Below are 22509 nucleotides of genomic sequence, written 5' to 3'. Positions count from 1 at the left end.
CGTCGATTCCCGATTAAAAACCCCACAGCGTGAGAAATTTATCGAAGTCGTTTCAATTTATACTTTTTATGCTGCCTACCCCTTACAGACCTAGCATTTCCGAAGACCTGCGTAAATCTGTGCATATGCGTAATAGACATGCAAACCCCCCAGTGTCTGCCAAACTTCGATTACGAAGTCTGTCAAATCCTGAGGGGCGTTTCCGTATCCGGTTTTGGGTCGTTCCACTTTGATCTTGAGCGGGGCTTGCCTTGACCGGTTCCGGTTAGCCCCTTTGCCCTGTTGTGGGTTCCGGGTCCTATCCGTGCTGGGCCTCTCCGTGCTGTGTCGCGTCGAGACCCTCGATTTCCTGCTCTTCGTCCACACGCAGGCCGGTGGTGTATTTGCAGATCATCAGAATAATGAATGTAATGAGCGCGCTCCAGCCGATGACGGCTACAAGGCCCAGCGCCTGTTTTATCACGCTGGCGTTTTCGCCCGCCGCGTTGATCGTCGCATTGGCAAAGACGCCGGTCAGGATGGCACCCACGATGCCGCCCACGCCGTGGACGCCGAACGCATCGAGGCTGTCGTCGTATTTGAAGGCTTTCTTGAGCGCGGTCGCGCCGAAGAAACAGGCCACGCCCCCGAGCAGACCGATCAGCAGCGAGGCCTTCGGATCGACGAAACCCGCCGCCGGGGTAATGGCGACCAGACCGGCGACCAGACCCGAAATCATGCCCAGAACCGTCGGTTGCTTGCGCTCGATCCACTCCGGGATGGTCCAGCCGATCGCGCCGGTCATGGCGGCGACGATGGTGTTGAGCACGGCCACGCTGGCCAGCGCATCCGCCGTCCAGGCCGAACCGCCGTTGAACCCAAGCCAGCCGACCAGCAGCAGCGACGCGCCAATCATGGTGAAGGCGAGATTATGCGGGGCCATATATTCGCGCGGGAAGCCGCGACGCTTGCCCAGCACGATGGCGCAGACCAGGCCCGCGACGCCCGAATTGACGTGAACTACGGCACCCCCGGCAAAGTCCAGAACACCTTCGCTGCCGAGGAAACCGCCACCCCACACCCAGTGGCAGATCGGCGCATAGACGAACAGGGTCCACAGGGCGGTGAACAGGACGAAGGCCGAAAACTTCATGCGCTCGGCGAACGCGCCGGCGATCAGGGCGGGGGTGATGATAGCGAAGGTCATCTGATAGGCGACCCACAGGAACTCCGGCAATTGCGGCGCGAGGCCGAACGCCGTGTTCATGGTCACACCATTGAGCAGGAAGGCGTCGAACGAACCGAGGAAGCGGTTGACGCCCTCATTGCCGTTGATCCCGAAGGACAGCGAATAGCCGATGACGATCCACAGCACCGAAACGATGACGGCGGCGGCCACCGATTGCGCCAGCACCGACAGAACGTTCTTTTTGCGCACCATGCCGCCGTAGAACAGGGCCAGACCCGGCAGGGTCATCAGCAATACCAGCGCGGTGGAGACGATGATCCACGACGTATGGCCGGTGTCGAGCGCCAGCGCCGCCTGATGCTTGAGAAGCACCGGCGCTGCCGTTTCAACCACATTCGTTGTCGTCGCTGTCATAGATGTCTCGGTCGATTGGTCGTTTTATTTTTCAGGAAACTCGCATCCGCAAAAGCGTCGCGGTCCAGCGGGCCGGGCGGCTTTCGTCAAATGTTTTCCTGCATTTTTGCTCTTTGCGCGAAAATTTACCGAAAAGCGAGCAAATTTTGCGCCATCCGGCAAAAAACTTCACAAATGGGATTTCAGCGTGTTGCAACGCGGGGGGAAGTCCTTTGCTCATACTGAGTCATCGAATGGCCCCCACCACCACATCTCACTCACTACGTTCGCTCGCGCGGTCCCCCTCCCCGACCGTTTTCATTGTGCGGATAAACCGCGATACGGTCAGGGAGAGATGAAAAAACACAGTTCCTTGTACCTCCCTGCCATTACCTCAGACGAAACCACATAAGGAATAATGGCGGGGAGCCGGGCGGCCGGTGCCGGGGACCGCACGACGCGCGAAGCGCTAGATGCGGTGGTGGGGGCCATTCAATTAATGCGAACCAAACCGCGAGAGCTTACTTAAACGCCTTCACCGCGGCGACGATCTCGGCCTGCGTCTCCGCCGTCAGGTACGGGCTGAACGGCAGGCTGATCACCGTCTTTGACTTGGCTTCTGACACGCTCAGGTCACCCGTGCCGGATGTGAACTTCGCATAGCCCGGCTGCTGATGCAGCGGGATCGGGTAATAGACCGCCGTTGGAATGCCCTTTTCGCGTAAGGCAAGTTGCAGGGCATCGCGGTTTTCGTGCTCGATCGTATATTGCGCCCAGGTCGAGACGTAGCCGTCCTTCACATAGGGGACGCTGGTCACATAGCCGTCGAGCGCGTCGTTATAACGCTTGGCAACGGCCTGACGCAGATCGATCTCCTCAGCGAAGATAGCTAGCTTTTCGATCAGGACCGCCGCCTGAATGGTATCGAGGCGCGAATTCATCCCTATACGGACGTTCAGGTACTTGGCTTCGTGCGTATAGTTCATGGTCGCCGCGTCAGTCGGCGTCGCGCCGCCGTGAACACGGTACGAGATCAGCTTTTCCAGCAGGGCATCGTCATTCAGCACCACCGCACCGCCGTCACCGTAACAACCTAGCGGCTTGGCCGGATAGAAGCTGGTCGAGGTCGCGTCCGCCCATTCCAGCGGCTGCTTGCCGTCGATGGTGCAGCCGAAGCCCTGCGCCGAATCCGCGATCAGCGGCAGGCCATGTGCCTTGGCGATTTTTGAGATGGCCGGATAGTCGGCGGCCTGACCGAACAGATCGACCGCGATGACAGCCGCGGGCTTCAGGCGTCCTTCGGCCTTGACGGCGGCGATGGCGGCTTCAAGCTTGGCCGGGTCCATATTGTAGGTCTTCGGGTCGATATCGACGAAGACCGGTTCGGCGCGCGTCATCGGTACGACTTCGGCCGTGGCCACAAAGGTAAAGGCGGGCACAAAAACGGCATCGCCCTCACCGACGCCCAGTCCCAGCAGGACCAGTTCGATAGCGTCCGTGCCGTTGGCGCAGGACAGGGCGTGTTTCGATCCGGCGAATTTGGCCAGATTGGCTTCGAAGGTTTTGACTTCCGGCCCCATGATATAGGCACCGTGACCGATGACCTTGAGCACGGCGGATTCGATGGACGAGCCGATGCGTTCGCGCTGAACGCCGAGATCGATAAACGGAATAGCCATGCTGTGCCTCACTTTAAAAAGCCTGAAAATACAGTCGTTGACGGTGTAACAGGTTCTGAGTCCGGCGCATCTCAAAAGGCATTACCCAAAATTACAAGATCGCATGAGGCTTTCGCTCTTTAATTTGTCAGACTTTTGTCTATATAAGGGCCGCGTATTCGAACCTGCCGATCTGCGCAGCGATCCATACCGTTCCGGCATTTTACTTTTTTAGCCGGACATGGTTGACGCAGGGCGGCATTTGCGCGACCACAGGCGGCCAAAGTTAGCGCTACCATAATCGCGCAGCATTCTTTCATATCTTCCGGGAGAGCGGACAGTGACCACATACGGCAATCTGATCAACGGCGAATGGGTCGTGACGGGCAGCACCTTTAACGACATCAACCCGTCGGACACCAACGACATCATCGGCACCTATTCGACCGCCGGTGAAGCCGAAGTCACCGCCGCCATCGCCGCCGCGAAGGAAGCCTTCAAGACCTGGCAATATTCGACGCCGCAACAGCGCTTCGACGTCCTCGACAATGCCGGGACCGAGATTCTGGCGCGCAAGGCCGAGCTGGGCGCGCTTCTGTCGCGCGAAGAAGGCAAGACCCTGCCGGAAGGCATCGGCGAAGTCACTCGCGCCGGTCACATCTTCAAGTATTTTGCCGGTGAAGCCCTGCGCGCCCACGGCGAAGTCCTCGACTCGGTCCGCCCGGGCGTCAAGGTCGAGATCACCCGCGAAGCCGTCGGCGTGATCGGTCTGATCTGTCCGTGGAACTTCCCCATCGCCATCCCGGCGTGGAAAATGGCTCCGGCCATCGCCTTCGGCAACACCGTCGTTTGTAAGCCCGCCGAGCTGACCCCGGCCTGTGCCTGGGCTCTGGCCGACATCCTGACCCGCGCCGGTCTGCCCAAGGGCGTGCTGAACGTCGTCTTCGCCCGCGGTTCGGTCGCCGGTCCGCTGATGATCGACGGCTGCGACGCCATCTCTTTCACCGGTTCCGTCCCCACCGGCACGCGCGTCCGTGACGCCGCCGTCGCCAAGGGCAAGCGCATCCAGTGCGAAATGGGCGGTAAGAACCCCGTCGTCGTCCTTGATGACGCCGACCTCAATGTCGCGGTCAATTCCGTGCTGAACTCGTCCTTCTTCTCGTCGGGTCACCGCTGCACGGCGTCGTCGCGCATCATCGTCACCGAAGGCATCGCCGACAAATTCGTCGCCGCCCTCGCCGACGCCGCCAAGGCCATCAAGGTCGGCGACTCGCGCGCCGACGGCGTCCAGATGGGCCCGATCGCCAGCCAAGAGCAACTCAAGATCGCTCAGGAGGCGGTTGCCAAGGCCAAGGCCGAAGGCGGCGTGATTCTGGCCGGTGGTGAAGACCTGACTTTCGGTACGCCGGGCTACTATTACGCCCCGACCCTGATCGACAAGACGACCGTCGACATGGCGATCAACAAGGAAGAAGTCTTCGGCCCGGTCGCCTCGGTCATCCGCGTCAAGGATCTGGAAGAAGCCATCAAGGTCGCCAACGACACCGAATTCGGTCTGTCGGCAGGTATCTGCACGACCTCGCTGAAGTCGGCCGAGACCTTCAAGCGCCGCGCCGAAGCGGGCATGGTCATGGTCAACCTGCCGACCGCCGGTGTCGACTACCACGTTCCGTTTGGCGGCCGTAAGGGCTCGTCCTACGGTCCGCGCGAACAAGGCGCCTACGCGAAGGAATTCTACACCATCGTCAAGACGGCCTATACCTTCGCGGGTTAAAGAAAAGGCTTGGGGGCACAGCCCCCAAACCCCATGATATAAGAAAAGCGACCTCGGAAACGGGGTCGCTTTTTTTGTTATCGAGCCGCCACCATCGCGCCCTGCGCAAAGGCCGCCAGTTCGGTGCTGGCGCGCGTATAACGGATATCTTCGATGCGGTCGTCGGTGCCGCGGGCGCGACCTTCGATCCATGCGACCTTACCATCGGCCATCACGGCCTTGTACTTGAAGCGCGTATCGAAATGCGAGCTGCCGCCTTCGCAACGATCCAGATCGACGACTTCCTTTTGCGCCGGAGCGACCTTCCCTGTCTCGGACGCCACGACGTCGGCAATCGCCTTGCCCACCATCTTTTCCTGCGTCGCGTCGCATTCCGCAAACGCCGAACCCGCCGCCATGACGCCGCAGACGGCCAGCGCCCCCAGAACCAATGTCTTCATGATATTCACTCCTGTTACTCTTGTTTTCCGTTGCATTGGGTGAAGCCTGTCTCTGAGGCACAACCATACCCAAGGCTGCACCCCTGAGGATGCGCCGCTATTTGGAATTTTCAAGTGAAATAATCAGGGTTCGGACTAAAAAATGCGATTTTTCGGCATTATTTTTTAGTCAGTTAACGGAGTATATATGAAAATAACCTGCCGATTTGCAAACGATAATCAGAAAGCCAAAATCATAATGCGCCGCACAACGCTAAATTTTTACCTGCACCGGATCGTCGCGTTGTAACAAATCCGGCAGTGCCTGCCCTTCTGGTACGAAGTCCATGGCCACCGAATTCATGCAGTAGCGCTGACCGGTCGGACGCGGGCCGTCATCGAAGACGTGACCCAGATGGGCGTCGCAACGCCCGCAGCGGATTTCAGTCCGCACCATGCCGTGCGATACGTCGCGCAGATAATGAATATGGCCTTCGCCGATGCTTTCATAGAAGCTGGGCCAGCCGGAACCGGAATGGAACTTGGCGCGAGAGTTGAACAAAGGCAAGGCGCACAGGGCGCAGGTATAGATGCCCTCGTCCTCGTACTCGTCGAACTTGCCACAGAAGGGCGGTTCGGTGCCATGATTGAGCAGGATGCGCCGCGCTTCGGGATCAAGCCGCGCGGCCAGTTGATCGATTTGTTCTTTTGAGGGTGGCGTCAGGTCAAAGCCGAGTTTCGATTTCGCCATTTTAAACTTCCAGTTCCGGGGTTTGGGGCCTGCGGCCCCAATTCTTCGTCTTATATAGTCTCGTTCCCATCCCAATCACGGGTGTCGCGAAACTTTTTACGGAAGGCGGCCCATTCAGACGCTTCCTGCTCGAAGATATGCAAATCATGCCGCACACCGTCTTTCAAAGCATGGTTCTTCAGAACACCGACGTGACGATAACCGATAAAGGCCTGGGTACGGATCACCCGATCGTTCCAGTCGACGACGTGATTGACCAGCTTATGCAGACCCAGCGTAAAAAAGGCATGGTTCAGCGTGCCGAGGAAATTGTACATCGATAGGGCAACGGGCACCTCCGGGTCGCCGATATAGACCCCGACCTCGCCGATCTGGTTGGCCTTATCGGTGACGGTCAGAGAACAGAAGCCGACATCCTTGCCGTGAATCTGGATGATGCGGTGATGGTAGTCGTCGCGGGCATTGGATCGCTCGATCCAGGCCTTCTGGCGCTCGATATCGTAGGGCACGTCGGTCAGCATATAGCGCGTGATATGCGGGGCTGTTCGCCAATCGAGCAGGAGCATCGCATCGTCGGGCGTGATCGGGCGGTAGGAGAGGAACTCAGCCATGGGATCGGATCGCCTTTATGATGCGTTCGCAGCCTTTGCCGTCGATCAGCCCGTGCGCGCGGGCGGCGATCTCACGCCGCATGTCGGCATCGCCCATCAGGGCCTCGATGGTCAGGGCGAAGTCGGTGGGCCAGCCCTTGCGGGCGTCGAGGACCGGAAAGGGCGACGATTTGAGCGCGGCCACCTGATTATCGACCACGACCATGACCAGAGCCGCCAGGTTCATGGCGGCGATTTCGCCGACGCTGCCCCCCGCCGCGGTGACGACCAGTTCGGCACCGGTCAGGACTTCAGCGACATTGTCGGGCGACAGGTAGAGCTTTAGCCCCGCTCGCTTCGCACAGAGCTGGCGCAAGGCATCGACATTGGCATTGGCAGGACCGACGATCAGGCGAATATCCATCGCCGGGGCGGACTCCAGCAAGGCTTCGGCACAGATGGCGGTCAGACCTTTGGGATCGGACCCGCCGAACATGATGCAGATGTGCGGGCGGCGCGGAGCTGGGTAATGACGACGGAACTCGCGGCGGATTTGCGCGTAGTCAGGGCCGAGGCACAGGGTGGCGTCGGGCGCGATCTCGGCATAGGGCAGATCGACCGCCGATCCGGCGGCATTGACGATCAGGTGTGCTTTAAGGGGGCAAACTTCGGCCAGATCATCCATCACGGCCAGATAATAGTCCGCCGACAGACGATCATAGCTATCGGCGTCGAACGCATAGGAATCGAGCAGCAGGACATCGCCTTTCGGGACCACGGTTTTGATGGCCGCAGCGTTTTCGGGTGAGCCGATCCGCGTCTCCATCCAGCGCCATTTCGCACCGATGGATTGCAGGCGCGCGATGGCGGCGTCCGGCGCTTCGTTGAGCAGAAACACGACCTCGATTTCGTGGTGGCGAGCCTCTTCGGCGATAGCGAAACAGCGCATGAAGTGCCCCAGGCCGATCCGCGTCGAGGCTTCGGTGCGCACCCACATCCGCATCAGGGCACCTGTACGATGGCAGCGATGGCGGGCGCGGGCGTCGACCACACAGCGGTCGACCACGACCAGCCTACCCCGAACCCGCACAGCAGCAATTCAAGGCGATCCCTGGGTGGTTGCTTCGGCAGATAGTCGCACAGGGCCAGCGGGATCGAGGCCGAGGACGTATTGCCGTAGTCGCGCACGGCATAGACCATCTGATCGTCGCGCGCCTTGATCTTATGACCCAGAGTCCGCAGCATCAGGGCATTGGCCTGATGCAGGATAACGTGGTCGATATCGGCAATGTCCTTGCCCGCCGTCGTCAAAGCGCGCGCAATCGACGGCGCGACCTGACGGAGCGAAAAGGCCATGACCTGCGTGCCGTCCATAAACAGTTCCGGCGTACCCGGTTCGGCCAGACCGCCGGTCTTCGAGATCAGATAGGGTGCGCCGGAACCATCAGAGCCAAGATCGAAAGCTGCGGTCGCTTGGCCTGTCTCCAAAGCCGTCACCGACACCGCATCCCCAAACAAAGGGGCCAGCGCGCGGTTATCGTCGGAGATCATGCGCGAGGTCATGTCCCCGGTCACCAGCAGGGCGCGACGGATGTTTCCGGCCTGCATCATGGCGCTGATGACCGACAATCCGTACACGTAACCCGAACAGCCAAGCCCCAGATCGAAGGCCGCCACCTGCGCCCCCAGACCGAGCTTGTTCTGAATGACGCAGGCCGTGGACGGCAGAGGATAGTCCGGCGTCTGGGTCACGACGACCAGCAGATCAATCGAGTCACGCGCCCACTCCAGCGCCTCGATCAGTGTTTCAGCCGCCACGACGGCCAGTTCCGACACGGTGTGAACGGTGGAGACCGGGCGGCGTTCGATGCCGGTGGCCGCGATGATCTTGGCCATGACCTCGCTACCGAACTGCGGCGCCAGATCGGCATTTTCGGACACGGCTTCGGGCATGGCTGTGACCACGCCGCGCAACACCGGAGCTGTCATGGCAAAGGCCGTCATCAGCTGGTCAGCCCCCCGTCCACGGTGAGGGTTTGCCCGGTAATGAACGCCGCCTCATCCGACAACAGGAAACGCACCAAAGGCGTGATGTCGCTCAGCTCGCACAGCCGGTTGAGCGGCGTACGGCGCACGATCTGATCGAGCTGCTTGTCATCCAGTCCGGCCGACAAGGCGGTCTTCATATAGCCCGGTGCGATGGAATTGACCGTGATCCCCAGCCGCCCGACTTCGCGCGACAGGGCGCGACCGAAGCCGTCCATGCCCGCCTTCGACGCCGCATAGGCGCTGAGGCCCGTATAGCCGCGCGAACCGGTGATCGAGGAAATATTGATGATCCGCCCCGGCTTGCGCGTGCGCATCATCCGACGCAAGGCGGCACGCGTCAGAGCTATCGCCCCGGTCAGATTGACCTGCAAGACGCGCTCGATATCGGCCAACGGCAGGGTGGACAAAATGCCTTCGACCGACATGCCGGCATTATTGACCACACCCCACGGCGGGGCGTCGAAATGCGCAATAGATCCCGCCACAAAGGCATCGATGGCGTCGTTGTCGCCCATGTCGGTCGCCTGCCAGACAAAGCGCGGACCAAATTCGGATTGCAGGGCCTTGACCTCGTCACTCAGGGTCGTCGAACAGCCCGCTACGTCATATCCGGCCGCCAGCAAATCCAGCGCGATAGCGTGGCCCAGGCCCCGGCTGACGCCGCTGACGATTACCCATTGGCTCATGATGCAGCCCTCGATTTCTTGCCTGTTTCGCCGTACGGGATCGCTTCGACGAAAGAAAGACTGACCGGTCTCTGGGCGCGCGGCAAGGTCTGGATATGGGCCTTGATTTGCGCCTTCGCCCCGGTTTCATCCGCTGACGGATCAAGCGCGATTTCAGCGGTCAGGATATGGCCTGTGATGGGGTTTGGTCGGGCGGTGACCCGCACATCGCGCACAGCCGTACAGGTCAGAAGATAGGCCTCGACCTCTTCGGGGAAGACTTTCACGCCGCCGATATTGACCATCGAATCCAGCCGCCCGCGGAAGAGGACACGGTCGCCGTCGATGGTCACCGCATCGTGGGTATCGCGCCCGTTGACGCTCAAAGTGCCGTGCTCGGTTATGGCCAGTTGATCGTTCAACCACGTCGCCGGAAAACCCGCCTTGCCATCGCTGACCGTAAACACCACCCCGGCCTCGGTCGTGGCGTAAATATGGCGGATATGAGCGTTCGGGAATCGCGCACGCAGGGCGTCGAGCAGGCCCTGGTCCGTGGCCTCACCGCCCAGTGTCACGCTCTTGAGGTCAAGGTTCGGCGCGGCCATCAGGAAGGCGCGCCAGAAGGTAGGGGTGCCGCTGATATGGGTCGGTTGCGTGGCCTCCGCCAGCCCGGCCATATCAGACACCGAAGCCTTTAGCGGCGGCGCGATCAGGGTGTGACCGCCGATCATGGCTGACAAGACGACCTGTACCCCGGCGAAGCTGAACGGATGATAGGTCAGCAACCAGCGCGCCTTCGCTCCTGATCCGGCAGCGATTTTTTGCGTTAGTTTAGACAGATCATGGCCTGCCCATTTGGGCGTGCCCGTGGTGCCGGAGGTCTGCAACCACACACGACCCGGCGATTGATCCGGCACCAGAATCTCGGCGTCGGAATTACGCTGAACGAACAGGTCTGTCCCATTTTCCGATATCGCAATCAGAGCTGCAATCAGATCGGCAACGGGGTGATCGCCCGTGACGGTTACAACCGTCGAGACATTTTCGGCACGCGTGCGCAGATCGGCGGCAGTGAATACCTGTCCGCCTTCGATCAGTTCAAAACGCGTGTCGAGGCTCAGGTTCATCCGGCAGCCTTCGTGAACAGAGCGCCGAGTTCGCCCGCCGTATGAAACAGGACAAAACCTTCACGGAACGGCTGTAAGCCCGTCGCTTCTTCCAGCGTCACCACCAGCGTCGCCAGATCCAGGCTGTCGATATCCAGCGGTCCGTTGAGGAGAACCGTGTCCGGCGTGATCTCCACCACCGGCGCGGATTTGTCCGTCAGGATTTGCGTCAACTCAGTACGGACAAGGTCAAAGGACATTGAGAAACTCCAGAATATGGTTCGTGACGCGGCGCGAGGCCTCGATATGCGGCACATGGCCTGCACCGTCGATCCGTCGAAGGTTGGGCAAGCCGTCCGGCACGGGAATGATGCGGTCCTGATCCCCCCACAGCACCGTCACCGGACAGTGTAGCTGCGACCAGTCATAGACGCCGAGATCTCCCGATGCGGACTCGATGCGACGTAGAAACCGCAACAGGGTTTCGCGGCGTTCCGGTGTCGCGGCGGCGATCAAGGACGACGTCAGGGCCGGAATATAAGCGGTATTGTCCGTGCCGACCAATTGAACGGCGGCCGCATGGGCGGCGGCCTCACTGCCTTCGTACAGATAGCGCTCGAAGGCCTCGCGATGGAAATGTCCGCCGATCCCCGCTGGTGCGATCAGTGACAGACTAAGCACTTTTTCCAGATGGGCTTCAGCTAGGGCCAGAGCGATACGCCCGCCCATCGAATGACCGACAATATGGGCCGCTTCGACGCCTAGTAGGTTCAGCGCTGCATTGAGCCAGTCGGCCATATAGTCGAGGCTGCAATCGCCCGCGGCATCGTGCGTCTTGCCATGTGCGGGCAGGTCAATCGCGATGACACGATAGTTTGCGGCCATCGGCACCAGACAGAACTGCCACGTCAGAAGGTCTGCTGCAAAGCCGTGTACGAACACAACGGCAGCCGCATCGGCACGCCCCATTTCAAGGAAGCTGATGCGGCCCTGCGAACCGTCCGTGTACGACAGGCTGATCTTGCGCGAGGGTTTTTCGGCCACGAGCATCACGCCAGCAACCCGCCATCGACCGTGATGACCGAGCCGGTGATCCAGCGTGACGTATCCGCCAGCAGGAAGGCAATCGCGCCCGCTACATCGTCGGGCTGCCCGAGACCGAGGGGATGCATGTCGACGACACGCTGGAAATTATCCTCGGACAGGACCGATTTGAACCGATCCGACATAGGCGTATCGACCAGAGCTGGAGCCACCGCATTGACGCGAATGCCATCGCGGATCAGCTCGACGCCCAGTCCTTTGGTCGCGGAAATGATGCCGCCTTTCGACGCCGCATAGACCGAATTACCCGGCGCGCATTTCAAGGCCGAGGAGGAGGAAACTAATACAGCCGAAGCATTGGGATGGTGGCAGGCCTTGAGGCGGAACGCCTGAAGCAGCATGAAGGCCGTGACCAGATTGGCGTTCAGCATCTCGGTCACATAGGCCAGATTGATCGCCTGAAGCGGGCGCGTCGTCTGGATGCCCGCGCAATGCGCCAGACCGTTGAGCGGGCCATGATCGGCGCACAGTTGCTTCATCCAGACGGCGATCTTATCGGCTTCACCGAGGTCGCAGGTGCGACCCACATGGCTGTCGCCGGACAGTTGATCGAGCGTCATTTGCAGGCGCGTCTCGTCACGGCCCGTGGCGATGATCCGTGCCCCAAGCTTCGACAGATAGACGGCCGTCGCCTGACCGATGCCGCTGGTCGCGCCGGTGATGAGGATCGTGCGGCCTTCGAGCGACAGAGGATTGAAAGGGCGTCGCGCCGATGGTGTGTTCGGGATCAGGTCGGTCATGCGAGTACGCCCTTCATGCGTTCGGCGTAGGCGCGTTGCAATTGCGCCGGACCGGCCTCCATCGCGCCTAAAACCGCGCGGCGCGGCGTCGGCAGATCGCGCGTACCCTTATGGACCTGAGCGATGATGTGCTCGTCGTCGGCGCGGACGCTGGCGGTAAATTCGCGCAGGTTTTCGTGAATCATGGCGCGCGCTGCGCCACCGCGATTGGTGCCGATCCACGCCGCCGTCTTGATGGTGAAACAATCCTTATCGATCGGATCGAAGGTCTGAAACGTCAGAAACGCACCGTAGGAAAAGGTGAGGACGATGTTCGGGAAAATAACGGCGCTCATATAGCCCTGCCACTGATCAGACCGCTCGATCTTAAGCGCCCTACAGGCATTGGCCCACCATTTCACCGAACGTTCTTTCAACTCACCGGTTGAGGTCGCATGTTCGCCCTCGGTCGTGATGCTGAGATCGTTGTGCAGGATCAGGCTGAAATTGTCGGCGTGAACCAGCGGCACGTGATAGGCCTCGGCGGCATTATCCATAGCCAGCTTCCAGTTGCCCTCCCATACGAAACGTTCGCTCTCGACCCGGTCGGTACACAGACCGCCCAGATGCGCCAGCATGTCGTAATAGGTGTCCAGATAGTCGCGCAGGGTCACGTCACCCGGTTCCATCCGTACAAAGACGAAATTACCAACCACCTCGACCGCGTAGGTATCGAGGCTCAGGGACACCTTTTCTTCCGCGGAAAATCCGAAGCTCTGCCGCTCGAACGGGATGCCAACGGGTGCGCCATCTTTGCCGAAGGTCCAGCCGTGATAGGGACAGGTCAGGGGACGATTGCCGCAGGGTTCGGTCTGGAGCCGCGAAAAGCGATGCGTGCAGACGTTTCTGAACGCCCGCAGCTCGCCCTTGAAATTCTGCACGACGATGCCGTGCGGCCCGATGTCGGTCGTGATGAAGTCGTTCGGATTTTTCAGATCTTCGGCAAAGCCGACACACAGCCAGCTTGGGCGAAAGACACGGTCCATCTCCGCCGCGAAGACGGCGTCGCGGTGATAGAAATCGGAGGTGACTGCGCCCATCTGCATGTCAGGCGTACTCGTCAATGGCGGGGCGCACCGCCGGGTGCAGGGTCAATTTCAAGGCGCCCCACGACCAGCCGACCCCGAAACCCATCATGACCACATGCTTCGGCACGTCCAGCACATCGGCCAGAGACGCACACAGGGTCAGCGGGATCGAGGCCGAGGACGTATTGCCGTAGCTTTCCATCGCCACTGGCACCTTGGTCTCGGGGAGGCCGGATTTCTTGCGCAGGTGGTTGAGCATGAAGGCATTGGCCTGATGGAACAGGACGTAGTCGATGTCTTCGACCGTCGCTTGCGACCGTTCGAGGATGGCCTTCATCAGCGGCGGCACGGCCTTGAGCGTGAAATTGAAGACCTCGGCACCGTTGAGATGCAGCCGCGCGGCCTTATACAGTTTTTCCGCCTCTTCGGGCGATACCGGCTCTTTCGGTGGCATGAGCGACATCTTCGTGCCGCCCGCCTCGATCAGGATATGCGGCGCACCGGAACCATCGGTGCCGAAGACGCCGTAGATGTCGGATGCCTCGGGATCGATTTCCAGCGCGGTCGCCGATCCGGCATCGCCAAACAGAGGCACGGTCGAACGATCATCCGGCAGCAGTCGCGCCGAACTGACGTCGCCGGCGAGCAGAAGCGCGCGCGCCGGACGACCTTCGACGGTGAGGGTTTTGAGCAAACTGGCCGCCGTCCACAGGCCGTAGGTATAGCCCGAACAACCGAGATTGATATCGAAGGCCAGACAGTTGCCGAGCCCCAGCCGCGTTTGCAGCACGCAGGCCGTCGCCGGAATCACATAGTCGGGATTTTGCGTCACGAGGATCAGCACGTCGACGCTGTCTTTTTCCCAGCCGAGATCAGCGAGAAGGTTTTCCGCCGCGCGGCTGCACAGGTCCGACGTCAGGACACCCGCGGGCGCGATACGGCGCGACAGCACGCCGATCGAGCCGGTCAGGCGCGTGCGTTCGGCCTCGTCGGGGATCAGGCCGTCTATGCCCCGGCTTTGCGCGGGCACGCAGGCGCGCACGCCGCGGATCGATACCCCCTGCAACACGCCGTCGGTCATGTGGACTCCACTAAAATTCGCGTCGTTAACCTTAGTTATCAAGTTTTAAGCAAATATTGACGAAAAGGCGATTCCATCAGCCTCAACTTCGCCCTTAGAGAGTAATTCATCATGGACAAACCCGCCTTCTTTGCCGCCGTCGCGGAAATCCTCGAAATCGACCCCGCCGGTCTGACCGGCGAGGAAAAGGTGCGCGACATCGGCAACTGGGACAGCTTGTCGGTCATCTCCTTCGTCGCCATGGTCGATTCCGATCTGGGCCACATCGTCGATGGCGAAAAGCTGAAAGACGCCGTAACGCTCAACGATCTGGCCGCCGTCGCGGAGCTTTAAGTGCCGGAGACGACCACCTTTGCCGAGCGTCTGAAAACGCGCGTGCCGTCGTGGTCGCACTTCCTTGCCCGCGCCCGCGCCGACGAGCGCAATATCGCCTACGATCTGCTCCCGGCACTGGGCCTGAAAGGGCGTCGGCGCGTGGGCAATATCGTCAGCGCCTTCCATCCAAAAACGCCCGGCCTCAAGCTGTCGCCGGTGGCGCGATCCCTGTGCAGGGATCTGCGCCGTGACGGGTTCAGTGCCGTCCAGCCGCCGATTGCTTCAGACATACTGAACGATGTGGTCAGCTACTTCAAAACCACGCCGTGCCACGATCCCTATCGTCCGCATCTGGGGACGTTCGCCTGGGACGCCGTGCCGTCGGATGAGGTCAATATCGGCTATTTCACGCCGGAAGAGGTGCTGCGCGCCCCGCACATGCTCGACCTGATGAACCGGCCCGACGTGCTGGCCGCCGCGGAGCTTTATCTCGGTGCCAAACCCGTGCTCGACAATATCGGCTGTATGTGGTCGTGGCCGGGGCGCGACGTGTCCAAGGGCGTTCAGCGTTTCCATCGCGACTATGACTGTGTGCGCAATGTGAAGCTGTTCTACTATCTGACCGAGGTCGACAATGAGGCCGGACCGCACGTCTATGCGAAGGGGTCTCAGCGGTCGCGCATATTGGAAACCGGTAAGGCTCAGACCGACGACACGATCAGCGAGGCCTTCGGCCCTGAAAACGTCGTGCGCATCACCGGCCCCGCCGGGTCGTGGTTCATGGAAGACGTCTACGGCTTTCATAAGGGGCTGCTGCCGGTCGCGAAGCCGCGCCTGTTGCTGGCTATTCAGTATAATCTCTATCCGTCGCCGCATTCGCCGAAAGCACCGATTATGGACAATCCCAGCGGCTACGATCCCTATACTAACAAGGTGTTCCTGCGATGAGGCGCGTGTGCATCATCCCAGCACGCGGCGGCTCCAAACGCATCCCGCGCAAGAACATCAAGCCGTTTTTTGGCCAGCCGATGATCGCCTATTCGATCCGCGCGGCCATAGAGACAGACCTGTTCGACCACGTCATCGTCTCGACCGACGATGCCGAGATCGCCGGGGTTGCGCGGTCGTTTGGGGCCGAGACGCCCTTCGTGCGCCCATCGGAACTGTCCAACGATCAGGCCGGGACCGGCGCGGTCATGATCCACGCCGCCAACTGGCTGACCGAGCAGGGCGAACGTCCCGACGCCTTATGCTGCGTGTATGCCACCGCGCCGTTCCTGACCGCCGAACGCCTGATCGAAGGCTGGCAAGCCTTGCAGGGTAAGCGGTTTGCCTTTTCAGTGACGTCCTATGCTTTCCCCATTCAGCGCGCGTTGTACCGGACACCTGATGGCGGGGTGGCCATGTTCCAACCCGAACATCTGAGCACCCGGTCACAGGATCTGGTCGAAGCCTATCACGACGCGGCGCAGTTTTACTGGAGCTGGACCGAGGCGACATTGGCGGGCGAAAGCGTGTTTTCGCCGGACGCCGCCCCGGTCATCCTGCCGCGCACCGAGGTCGTCGATATCGACACACCTGAAGACTGGGCCGTCGCCGAACAGCTTTACGCGGCAACCCGTCACAAATCGTGATTTACTGAACCCATAGTTTCGGAATTTACGAGCCAGTTCCAACCTGCTACAGAGACAGCGCTGTCTTTTGTGTGTGCAGCCGGAGTTCGTATGTCCCCTCTCCCCAAAGTTCATCCCAAAGTTCATCCGGGGGTGGTTTTATTCGCGCTGGCCGTCGGTTCGTTCGCCATCGGCACGACCGAATTCGCCGCCATGAGCCTGCTGCCCTATTTCAGCCGGGGCCTGAACATCAGCGAACCCGTCGCGGGACACGTGATCAGCGCCTATGCGCTGGGGGTCGTCGTCGGCGCGCCGACCATCGCCATTCTGGCGGCAAAGCTGTCGCGGCGCACCCTGCTGATCGGCCTGATGATCGTTTTCGGCATCGCCAACGGCCTGAGCGCGCTGGCACCCGACTATCATACGATGCTGCTGTTTCGTTTCCTGAGCGGTCTGCCGCACGGGGCCTATTTCGGGGTTGCTGCTTTGGTGGGGGCATCGCTGGTCGCCAACCACAAGCGCGCCCAGGCCGTGTCGTTAATCATGATTGGTCTGACGGTCGCTACCGTGATCGGCGTGCCCGCCGCCAATGCTTTGGGGCAGGCCATCGGCTGGCGCTGGGGCTTCGGCATTGTCGCCGGACTGGCGGCCCTGACGGTGCTGTTGATCGCACTCTATGCGCCGCAGGACGTGCCGGACACAGACGCCAGTCCCCTGCGTGAACTGGGCGCATTGAAAAAATCGCAGGTATGGTTGACGCTCGGCATCGGGGCCATCGGCTTCGGCGGGATGTTCGCGGTCTATACCTACGTCGCCTCGACGCTGCTGGAGGTCACGCATGTCGCACCCGCCATGGTGCCGGTCGTGCTGTGCATCTTCGGTATCGGCATGACCGCAGGTACGTTGTTCTGCGGCTGGGCGGCGGACAAGCCCCTGCCCGCTTCGATTCAGCCGATGTGGACGGCTCTGTCTCTGTCCAGCCAGCACAGCGCCCTGATGCCGATGGTCGCCGCCTGTTTGCTGTGGAGCGCCCTGTGCATGGTGCTGTTCGTTTTCGCCACACCCTGGCTGTGGGCCATGTGCGTGGTCGTCTTCATGATCGGCTGCGGCGGCGGACTGGGCATCATGTTGCAGACGCGCCTGATGGACGTTGCCGGTGAGGCCCAGACTCTGGCCGCCGCGCTCAATCATTCGGCCTTCAATACGGCCAACGCCTTGGGGCCGTATCTCGCCGGGATGGCCGTCGCCGCCGGGTACGGCTTTCCGTCAGCCGGCTGGGTCGGCTGCGCCCTGACGCTGGGCGGACTGCTGATGTGGGTCGTGTCGGTACTCAACGACCGCCGTAAGGGCTATGGGGCAGTGGAGGTTTAAATCCCACCGCCGTCATAGACGCTGAGGTGGATGCCGCACTCGGTCTTGTCCTGACCGGCCCAGCGACCTGAACGGGCGTCCTGCCCCTCTTCGACCGGCTTGGTGCAGGTGAAGCAACCGATCGACGGATAGCCCTGTTCGACCAGCGGATGCGGTGGCAGATCATGGGCGCGGATATAGTCGGCCACGTCCTGCGCCGTCCAGTCGGCCAAAGGATTGATCTTGAAATTGCGTCCGTCGAATTCAACGATCTGCATGGCCTTGCGCGTCGCGGCCTGAGCGCGTTTGCGGCCTGAAATCCACGCCGCGTAATCCTTCGTCACCGCTGCCAGCGGCTTCGTCTTGCGGAAGTCGCAGCAGGCGTCCGGATCGCTCTGGAACAGGACGTTCTTCGGGTCCAGCGCCCGCACATCTTCCAGCGCCGGGCGCAGATTGATAAGATTGGTCAACCCAAGCTGCGCCACCAGTTCGTCGCGATATTGCAGGGTCTGAAAAAAGTGCCGATCGGTGTCGAGAAAAATGACCGGCGTCGTGCGGTCGATCTGCGCCACCAGATGCAGCAGCACCACGGCATCAGCCCCGAACGAAGAAGACAGAGCGATCTGTCCCACAAATTCGTGGTCGATGGCGTCACGCAGGATCGACTCCGCGTTCCAACCTTCGTACTTGGCGCTCAACTGGCGCGCCCGCTCATGCTCCGGCGTATCGACGACCAGATTGTTGATCAGAACGGTCATCTTACGCTCCGGTGGCTTCCTGCCGCAATTGCCACACCGGCTTGAGGTCATCCGCCGCCGACTGATAGGCGTAATCGAACAGGCTCTTGGCGTGGGCGATGGCCCCTTGCGGATCGGCGTCCTTGACGAGGAACTCGTCGAAGCCGACGCGGATCATGTACAGTAACTGATCGCGCAGGACGTCGCCGACGGCGCGGATCGGGCCGGTGAAACCTTCTTCGCGCAGGATGCGGGCGGTCGAATAGCCGCGGCCGTCGCGGTAGCCCGGGAAGGCGACCTCGATCAGGGCGATCTTGTCGATGAACGGCAAGAGCTTGCGCACGTCATCCGCCGGATTGACGCGCACACCATACTTACCGTTCAGGCCGTCGAGTTCGGCCAAGGCGCGGTCGAAGCCCAGCACGTTCGGCTCGTCGACGCCGACGGTTTCGTCGTCGGCCAGCAGACGCCAGCCGTCGGGGATCAGGGTGCCGTCGGCGGTGACCAGTTTCGGCTCATGCGAGGAATTAAGCAGGCTCATGCAGGGCTCCGGCAAAGGCTTCGCGGCCCAGACGGCCAACGGTGTCGATGAAGCGTTCGGATTCGTCCGTGCGCAGTTCGAGGTAGAGGTTGACGACGCGTTCGATGGCGGCCGGCACGGCTTCGGCGGGCATGCCCTTGCCGGTGATCGCGCCCAGAGCAGCCTGTTCATCGGCCCGGCCACCGAGCAGGATCTGGTAGAATTCCTCGCCCTGCTTATCGACGCCCAGGATGCCGATATGGCCCACGTGGTGGTGACCACAGGCGTTGATGCAGCCGGAAATCTTGATCTGAAGATCGCCTATCTTGTCCGTATAACCGGCATCCTCGAAACGCTTCGAGATATCCTGCGCCAGCGGGATCGAACGGGCATTGGCCAGCGAACAATAGTCGAGGCCGGGGCAGGCGATCATGTCGGTGATCTTGCCGACATTGGCAGAAGACAGACCGGTCTTATCCAGACGTTGATAGAGGTCGTAGAGGTCGGCCTTGGCCACATGCGGCAGGATGACGTTCTGCTCATGGCTGACACGCAGTTCGGCATAGCCATAGTCGTCGGCGAGGTCGGCCATGACGTCCATCTGCTCGGACGAGGCGTCGCCCGGCGGCAAACCGGTCGGCTTGAGCGAAATGGTCACCGAGACATGGTCGTCGCGGCGATGCGCCAACGTATTGTTGCGCACCCAGCGGGCAAAGCCCGGATCGGCGGCTTTCGCACGGTCCAGCGCCGCAGCGTCGAACGCCTTAGCGGTATAGTCGGGCTCCGGGAAGAAGCTTTTGATGCGGGCGATTTCGGCATAGGGCGCGTCGATCTTCGCCTGATCGAGCGAGGCCCATTCCTCTTCGACCTGACGCGCATATTCCTGCGGCCCCAGCGCCGAGACGAGGATCTTGATCCGCGCCTTGTAGATATTGTCGCGGCGACCATAGCGGTTATAGACGCGCAGAGCCGCTTCGAGATAGCTGAGCAGCTTTTCGCCCGGTACGCCCGATTTAATCAGGTGACCGAGGTGCGGCGTACGACCCATGCCGCCACCGACATAGACGTCGAAGCCGTTGGCGGTCAGTTGCAGGCCGATGTCGTGGACACGGATCGCCGCCCGGTCGCGCGTCGCGCCGGTGATGGCGATCTTGAACTTGCGCGGCAGGAAGGTGAATTCCGGGTGAAAGGTCGACCACTGACGGATCAGTTCGGCCCACGGACGCGGATCGTCGATCTCGTCCTTCGCGGCCCCGGCGAACTGATCGGTCGTGGTGTTGCGGATGCAGTTGCCGGAGGTCTGGATGGCGTGCATCTCGACCTTCGCCAGGTCTTCGAGAATCTGCGGCGTGTCGGCCAGCTTGATCCAGTTGAACTGGATGTTCTGACGCGTGGTGAAGTGGCCGAAGTCGCGGTCATAGGTCCGCGCGATGTGCGCAAAGGTGCGCATCTGGGCCGACGACAGTACACCGTAAGGCACGGCGATGCGCAGCATATAGGCGTGCAGTTGCAGGTACAGGCCGTTCATCAGGCGCAGCGGCTTGAACTGATCCTCGGAGAGCTCACCGGCCAGACGGCGGGCGACCTGATCCTTGAATTCGGCGTTGCGCGCGGCGACGACGGCGTGATCGAACTGATCGTAAACGTACATTTAGAAAACCTCTCCGCGATTTTGGAGCTTGGCGGTATCGAGCGCGGTCTGGCCGATGGTCGGGCCGTTGGCGCGGACAAATTCACGGACATATTCGCGCTTGACCAGCGTGTGATCATCGACCAGCGGCACCAGATATGGCGCAACCAGAAGCGTTTCGCGCGCCTTCCAGACGTCCAAAAGCGCGGTCGCGGCCTCGTCGTCCAGACGCGCGGCGTCGACAGCGTTTTCCGTCCAGCCGCTCAGGTCGTCGCCGTCGCGATACCACAGGACCAGACCGTCGGTCAGGCGATTGGCAGTCAGTAGCTTCATAGGGAAATCCCGAGTTCAGGTGCAGTAGGGGTATAGAGAGACGCCACTTCGCCGATCATCAGCAGGGCGGGGCCTTGCGGCGGATCGGCGCGCAGGGCGTCGGGCAACAGAGACAGACGGGTCAGTCTGCGTTTCTCGTTCGGGCGGGTGCCATTCTCGATGACCAGAACCGGCGTCTCAGGATCGCGACCGTGCGCGGTCAGCTTATCCGAAATGGTCTGCGCCGTATGGACGCCCATATAGACGGCCAAGGTATGGTTCTTCGCCGCCAGACGATCCCAGTCGAGTTGGAGGGGATTATGCTCAAAATCCCCCTCTTTTTTAGTGGTCGCGCCCTCGCTTCCGAAAACCGCTTCGCACTTTTCGGCGGGCGCTTGGGCATGACCGGTTATGAAACTCACGCTTTGCGCATGATCGCGGTGCGTCAGCGGCACGCCGGATGACGCCGCACAGCCCAGCGCAGCCGTAATCCCCGGCGTGATATGGACCTCGATCCCGGCGGCTTTGAGGGCCTCGACCTCTTCGCCGCCCCGCCCGAAAACGAACGGATCGCCGCCTTTCAGACGCACGACGCGCTTGCCGAGTTTGGCCTGTTCGACCAGAAGCGTGTGAATCTGATCCTGCGGCACCGAATGGTTCGAGCGCGCCTTGCCGACATAGAAGCGTTCGCAGTCGCGGCGCGCCATGTCCATGATCCCGTCGCCGACCAGCCGGTCATAGACGATGACATCGGCCTCGCTGAGGAGGCGCAGCGCCTTAAGCGTCAGCAGTTCCGGATCGCCTGGACCGGCCCCGACCAGATGGACGACGCCCGTGCGCGACGGCGAGTTCTGAATGTCCTTGCGCGCCTGCTCCAGCGCCGCCTCGACCTTGCCTTCGCGCGCCAGACGGGCGGCAGACGAGTCGAGCACGGCTTCCCACACCCGGCGACGGTCGTCGACATTGGCGAAGGCTTCGCGCAGAGCCGGGCTCAGGCGTGTGGCGAAATCAGCGAGGAAGGCTTCCGACGGCGGCACGGCGGCTTCGATCTTGCGGCGGGTCTCGCGGGCCAGAACCGGAGCGGTCCCGCCGGTCGCGACGCCGATGCTGAGGCTGCCCCGGTCGATGATCGCCGGAATATGGAAATCGCCCAGATCGGGGAAATCGACGACATTAACGGGCAGATGCGCCGCGCGGGCCAGTGCCGCCCCACGTTCGGCCTTGGCGCGATCATCGAAGGCGACAACGACCAGCGTTGCATCGCTAAGGTCAGCGACCTCAGGCCAGCGTTGCTCGGTCTCAATGTCGAATGTCCCGCCGTCGGGCGTATAGACGCTCAGGCGCGCCGGGGTCCGGCGCAGCAGGGTCAGCTTACGCGCAAGCCAGTCCCCCGCCCCAATCAGGACGACGCGACGGCCTTCCAGCGGCCAGGACAGCGGCAATGCGAGCATAAGAAAACCACGGCAA

At 61.3% G+C, this 22509-nt stretch carries 25 protein-coding genes; 5 read left to right on the top strand and 20 right to left on the bottom strand.

All coding sequences use genetic code 11. The features are described 5' to 3' along the window. Positions 1-298: 298 nt before the first annotated feature. From PQU92_RS05710 to PQU92_RS05700, 3 genes are all read right to left on the bottom strand, one after another. Complete coding sequence (locus PQU92_RS05710) at positions 299-1582, bottom strand: ammonium transporter (protein ID WP_272747245.1); 1284 nt, start codon at positions 1580-1582, stop codon at positions 299-301. A gap of 31 nt (positions 1583-1613) precedes the next feature. Next, complete coding sequence (locus PQU92_RS05705; RefSeq protein ID WP_272747244.1) at positions 1614-1802, bottom strand: hypothetical protein; 189 nt, start codon at positions 1800-1802, stop codon at positions 1614-1616. A 280-nt stretch (positions 1803-2082) separates the two neighbouring features. Continuing rightward, positions 2083-3240, bottom strand: a complete 1158-nt coding sequence (locus PQU92_RS05700) for a DegT/DnrJ/EryC1/StrS family aminotransferase (RefSeq protein ID WP_272747243.1) — start codon at positions 3238-3240, stop codon at positions 2083-2085. Between the two features lie 319 nt (positions 3241-3559). On the opposite strand from PQU92_RS05700, the gene PQU92_RS05695 reads away from it, so the two are divergent. Beyond that, positions 3560-4993 (top strand): aldehyde dehydrogenase family protein, encoded by a 1434-nt coding sequence (locus PQU92_RS05695; protein ID WP_272747242.1) that lies wholly within the window; start codon positions 3560-3562, stop codon positions 4991-4993. Positions 4994-5070: 77 nt separating this feature from the next. On the opposite strand, the gene PQU92_RS05690 is transcribed toward PQU92_RS05695, so the two are convergent. The 12 genes from PQU92_RS05690 to PQU92_RS05635 all read right to left on the bottom strand — a co-directional run bounded on the left by PQU92_RS05690 (position 5071) and on the right by PQU92_RS05635 (position 14565). Next, complete coding sequence (locus PQU92_RS05690) at positions 5071-5433, bottom strand: hypothetical protein (RefSeq protein WP_272747241.1); 363 nt, start codon at positions 5431-5433, stop codon at positions 5071-5073. 253 nt (positions 5434-5686) lie between these two features. Further along, a complete protein-coding gene (msrB, locus tag PQU92_RS05685) occupies positions 5687-6163 on the bottom strand; it encodes a peptide-methionine (R)-S-oxide reductase MsrB (protein WP_272747240.1) in 477 nt (158 codons plus the stop codon). Between the two features lie 50 nt (positions 6164-6213). Further along, complete coding sequence (locus PQU92_RS05680) at positions 6214-6774, bottom strand: GNAT family N-acetyltransferase (RefSeq protein WP_272747239.1); 561 nt, start codon at positions 6772-6774, stop codon at positions 6214-6216. Beyond that, positions 6767-7819: a UDP-2,4-diacetamido-2,4,6-trideoxy-beta-L-altropyranose hydrolase gene (pseG, locus tag PQU92_RS05675; protein WP_272747238.1), complete on the bottom strand. Its 1053-nt coding sequence runs from the start codon at positions 7817-7819 to the stop codon at positions 6767-6769. The genes PQU92_RS05680 and pseG overlap by 8 nt, the downstream gene beginning before the upstream one ends. Beyond that, positions 7756-8757, bottom strand: a complete 1002-nt coding sequence (locus PQU92_RS05670) for a ketoacyl-ACP synthase III (RefSeq protein ID WP_272747237.1) — start codon at positions 8755-8757, stop codon at positions 7756-7758. The genes pseG and PQU92_RS05670 overlap by 64 nt, the downstream gene beginning before the upstream one ends. Next, positions 8757-9488 (bottom strand): SDR family NAD(P)-dependent oxidoreductase, encoded by a 732-nt coding sequence (locus tag PQU92_RS05665; protein WP_272747236.1) that lies wholly within the window; start codon positions 9486-9488, stop codon positions 8757-8759. Before PQU92_RS05665 ends, PQU92_RS05670 begins: the two co-directional genes overlap by 1 nt. Continuing rightward, positions 9485-10594, bottom strand: a complete 1110-nt coding sequence (locus PQU92_RS05660; RefSeq protein ID WP_272747235.1) for an AMP-binding protein — start codon at positions 10592-10594, stop codon at positions 9485-9487. Before PQU92_RS05660 ends, PQU92_RS05665 begins: the two co-directional genes overlap by 4 nt. After that, entirely contained in the window at positions 10591-10833 is a 243-nt protein-coding gene (locus PQU92_RS05655; protein ID WP_272747234.1) for a phosphopantetheine-binding protein, read from the bottom strand. The genes PQU92_RS05660 and PQU92_RS05655 overlap by 4 nt, the downstream gene beginning before the upstream one ends. Next, positions 10823-11617 (bottom strand): alpha/beta fold hydrolase, encoded by a 795-nt coding sequence (locus tag PQU92_RS05650; RefSeq protein WP_272747233.1) that lies wholly within the window; start codon positions 11615-11617, stop codon positions 10823-10825. The genes PQU92_RS05655 and PQU92_RS05650 overlap by 11 nt, the downstream gene beginning before the upstream one ends. Before the next feature lie 5 nt (positions 11618-11622). Next, positions 11623-12417 carry an SDR family NAD(P)-dependent oxidoreductase gene (locus PQU92_RS05645; protein ID WP_272747232.1) on the bottom strand — a complete coding sequence of 265 codons (795 nt, stop codon included), beginning with the start codon at positions 12415-12417 and terminating at the stop codon, positions 11623-11625. Next, entirely contained in the window at positions 12414-13496 is a 1083-nt protein-coding gene (locus PQU92_RS05640; protein ID WP_272747231.1) for an aromatic ring-hydroxylating oxygenase subunit alpha, read from the bottom strand. The genes PQU92_RS05645 and PQU92_RS05640 overlap by 4 nt, the downstream gene beginning before the upstream one ends. Before the next feature lie 7 nt (positions 13497-13503). Then, on the bottom strand, positions 13504-14565 hold the full coding sequence (locus PQU92_RS05635) for a 3-oxoacyl-ACP synthase III family protein (RefSeq protein WP_272747230.1): 1062 nt from the start codon (positions 14563-14565) through the stop codon (positions 13504-13506). A gap of 111 nt (positions 14566-14676) precedes the next feature. On the opposite strand from PQU92_RS05635, the gene PQU92_RS05630 reads away from it, so the two are divergent. From PQU92_RS05630 to PQU92_RS05615, 4 genes are all read left to right on the top strand, one after another. Next, positions 14677-14898, top strand: coding sequence for a phosphopantetheine-binding protein (locus tag PQU92_RS05630; RefSeq protein ID WP_272747229.1), 222 nt, complete (start codon positions 14677-14679; stop codon positions 14896-14898). Then, entirely contained in the window at positions 14899-15828 is a 930-nt protein-coding gene (locus PQU92_RS05625) for a phytanoyl-CoA dioxygenase (protein WP_272747228.1), read from the top strand. It abuts the gene before it with no gap. After that, the gene (pseF, locus tag PQU92_RS05620; RefSeq protein ID WP_272747227.1) at positions 15825-16514 is read left to right on the top strand and encodes a pseudaminic acid cytidylyltransferase; all 690 of its coding nucleotides are present in this window, start codon (positions 15825-15827) and stop codon (positions 16512-16514) included. Before PQU92_RS05625 ends, pseF begins: the two co-directional genes overlap by 4 nt. A gap of 90 nt (positions 16515-16604) precedes the next feature. Beyond that, entirely contained in the window at positions 16605-17864 is a 1260-nt protein-coding gene (locus PQU92_RS05615) for an MFS transporter (RefSeq protein WP_272747226.1), read from the top strand. On the opposite strand, the gene PQU92_RS05610 is transcribed toward PQU92_RS05615, so the two are convergent. Genes PQU92_RS05610 through cysG form a run of 5 tightly spaced genes read right to left on the bottom strand, consistent with a single transcriptional unit; the run spans position 17861 to position 22493 of the window. After that, complete coding sequence (locus PQU92_RS05610; protein ID WP_272747225.1) at positions 17861-18601, bottom strand: phosphoadenylyl-sulfate reductase; 741 nt, start codon at positions 18599-18601, stop codon at positions 17861-17863. The genes PQU92_RS05615 and PQU92_RS05610 overlap by 4 nt on opposite strands. 1 nt (position 18602) lies before the next feature. After that, positions 18603-19121, bottom strand: a complete 519-nt coding sequence (locus tag PQU92_RS05605) for a DUF934 domain-containing protein (protein ID WP_272747224.1) — start codon at positions 19119-19121, stop codon at positions 18603-18605. Further along, the gene (locus PQU92_RS05600; RefSeq protein WP_272747223.1) at positions 19108-20751 is read right to left on the bottom strand and encodes a nitrite/sulfite reductase; all 1644 of its coding nucleotides are present in this window, start codon (positions 20749-20751) and stop codon (positions 19108-19110) included. Before PQU92_RS05600 ends, PQU92_RS05605 begins: the two co-directional genes overlap by 14 nt. Beyond that, positions 20752-21063: a DUF2849 domain-containing protein gene (locus PQU92_RS05595; protein ID WP_272747222.1), complete on the bottom strand. Its 312-nt coding sequence runs from the start codon at positions 21061-21063 to the stop codon at positions 20752-20754. It lies immediately after the preceding gene. After that, on the bottom strand, positions 21060-22493 hold the full coding sequence (gene cysG / locus PQU92_RS05590) for a siroheme synthase CysG (protein WP_272747221.1): 1434 nt from the start codon (positions 22491-22493) through the stop codon (positions 21060-21062). The genes PQU92_RS05595 and cysG overlap by 4 nt, the downstream gene beginning before the upstream one ends. Between the last annotated feature and the right edge of the window lie 16 nt (positions 22494-22509).

It is taken from the genome of Asticcacaulis aquaticus, assembly GCF_028550415.1.
Taxonomy (GTDB): Bacteria; Pseudomonadota; Alphaproteobacteria; order Caulobacterales; family Caulobacteraceae; genus Asticcacaulis; species Asticcacaulis aquaticus.
This window is presented reverse-complemented; position numbering and strand designations above follow the sequence as displayed.

What these genes read in the sequence shown, in the direction of transcription:
- PQU92_RS05710 (WP_272747245.1), bottom strand. Translation starts at nt 1,582, where the DNA reads ATGACAGCGACGACAACGAATGTGGTTGAAACGGCAGCGCCGGTGCTT.
- PQU92_RS05705 (WP_272747244.1), bottom strand. Translation starts at nt 1,802, where the DNA reads ATGAGCAAAGGACTTCCCCCCGCGTTGCAACACGCTGAAATCCCATTT.
- PQU92_RS05700 (WP_272747243.1), bottom strand. Translation starts at nt 3,240, where the DNA reads ATGGCTATTCCGTTTATCGATCTCGGCGTTCAGCGCGAACGCATCGGC.
- PQU92_RS05690 (WP_272747241.1), bottom strand. Translation starts at nt 5,433, where the DNA reads ATGAAGACATTGGTTCTGGGGGCGCTGGCCGTCTGCGGCGTCATGGCG.
- msrB (WP_272747240.1), bottom strand. Translation starts at nt 6,163, where the DNA reads ATGGCGAAATCGAAACTCGGCTTTGACCTGACGCCACCCTCAAAAGAA.
- PQU92_RS05680 (WP_272747239.1), bottom strand. Translation starts at nt 6,774, where the DNA reads ATGGCTGAGTTCCTCTCCTACCGCCCGATCACGCCCGACGATGCGATG.
- PQU92_RS05670 (WP_272747237.1), bottom strand. Translation starts at nt 8,757, where the DNA reads ATGACGGCCTTTGCCATGACAGCTCCGGTGTTGCGCGGCGTGGTCACA.
- PQU92_RS05665 (WP_272747236.1), bottom strand. Translation starts at nt 9,488, where the DNA reads ATGAGCCAATGGGTAATCGTCAGCGGCGTCAGCCGGGGCCTGGGCCAC.
- PQU92_RS05660 (WP_272747235.1), bottom strand. Translation starts at nt 10,594, where the DNA reads ATGAACCTGAGCCTCGACACGCGTTTTGAACTGATCGAAGGCGGACAG.
- PQU92_RS05655 (WP_272747234.1), bottom strand. Translation starts at nt 10,833, where the DNA reads ATGTCCTTTGACCTTGTCCGTACTGAGTTGACGCAAATCCTGACGGAC.
- PQU92_RS05645 (WP_272747232.1), bottom strand. Translation starts at nt 12,417, where the DNA reads ATGACCGACCTGATCCCGAACACACCATCGGCGCGACGCCCTTTCAAT.
- PQU92_RS05640 (WP_272747231.1), bottom strand. Translation starts at nt 13,496, where the DNA reads ATGGGCGCAGTCACCTCCGATTTCTATCACCGCGACGCCGTCTTCGCG.
- PQU92_RS05635 (WP_272747230.1), bottom strand. Translation starts at nt 14,565, where the DNA reads ATGACCGACGGCGTGTTGCAGGGGGTATCGATCCGCGGCGTGCGCGCC.
- PQU92_RS05630 (WP_272747229.1), top strand. Translation starts at nt 14,677, where the DNA reads ATGGACAAACCCGCCTTCTTTGCCGCCGTCGCGGAAATCCTCGAAATC.
- pseF (WP_272747227.1), top strand. Translation starts at nt 15,825, where the DNA reads ATGAGGCGCGTGTGCATCATCCCAGCACGCGGCGGCTCCAAACGCATC.
- PQU92_RS05615 (WP_272747226.1), top strand. Translation starts at nt 16,605, where the DNA reads ATGTCCCCTCTCCCCAAAGTTCATCCCAAAGTTCATCCGGGGGTGGTT.
- PQU92_RS05610 (WP_272747225.1), bottom strand. Translation starts at nt 18,601, where the DNA reads ATGACCGTTCTGATCAACAATCTGGTCGTCGATACGCCGGAGCATGAG.
- PQU92_RS05605 (WP_272747224.1), bottom strand. Translation starts at nt 19,121, where the DNA reads ATGAGCCTGCTTAATTCCTCGCATGAGCCGAAACTGGTCACCGCCGAC.
- PQU92_RS05600 (WP_272747223.1), bottom strand. Translation starts at nt 20,751, where the DNA reads ATGTACGTTTACGATCAGTTCGATCACGCCGTCGTCGCCGCGCGCAAC.
- PQU92_RS05595 (WP_272747222.1), bottom strand. Translation starts at nt 21,063, where the DNA reads ATGAAGCTACTGACTGCCAATCGCCTGACCGACGGTCTGGTCCTGTGG.
- cysG (WP_272747221.1), bottom strand. Translation starts at nt 22,493, where the DNA reads ATGCTCGCATTGCCGCTGTCCTGGCCGCTGGAAGGCCGTCGCGTCGTC.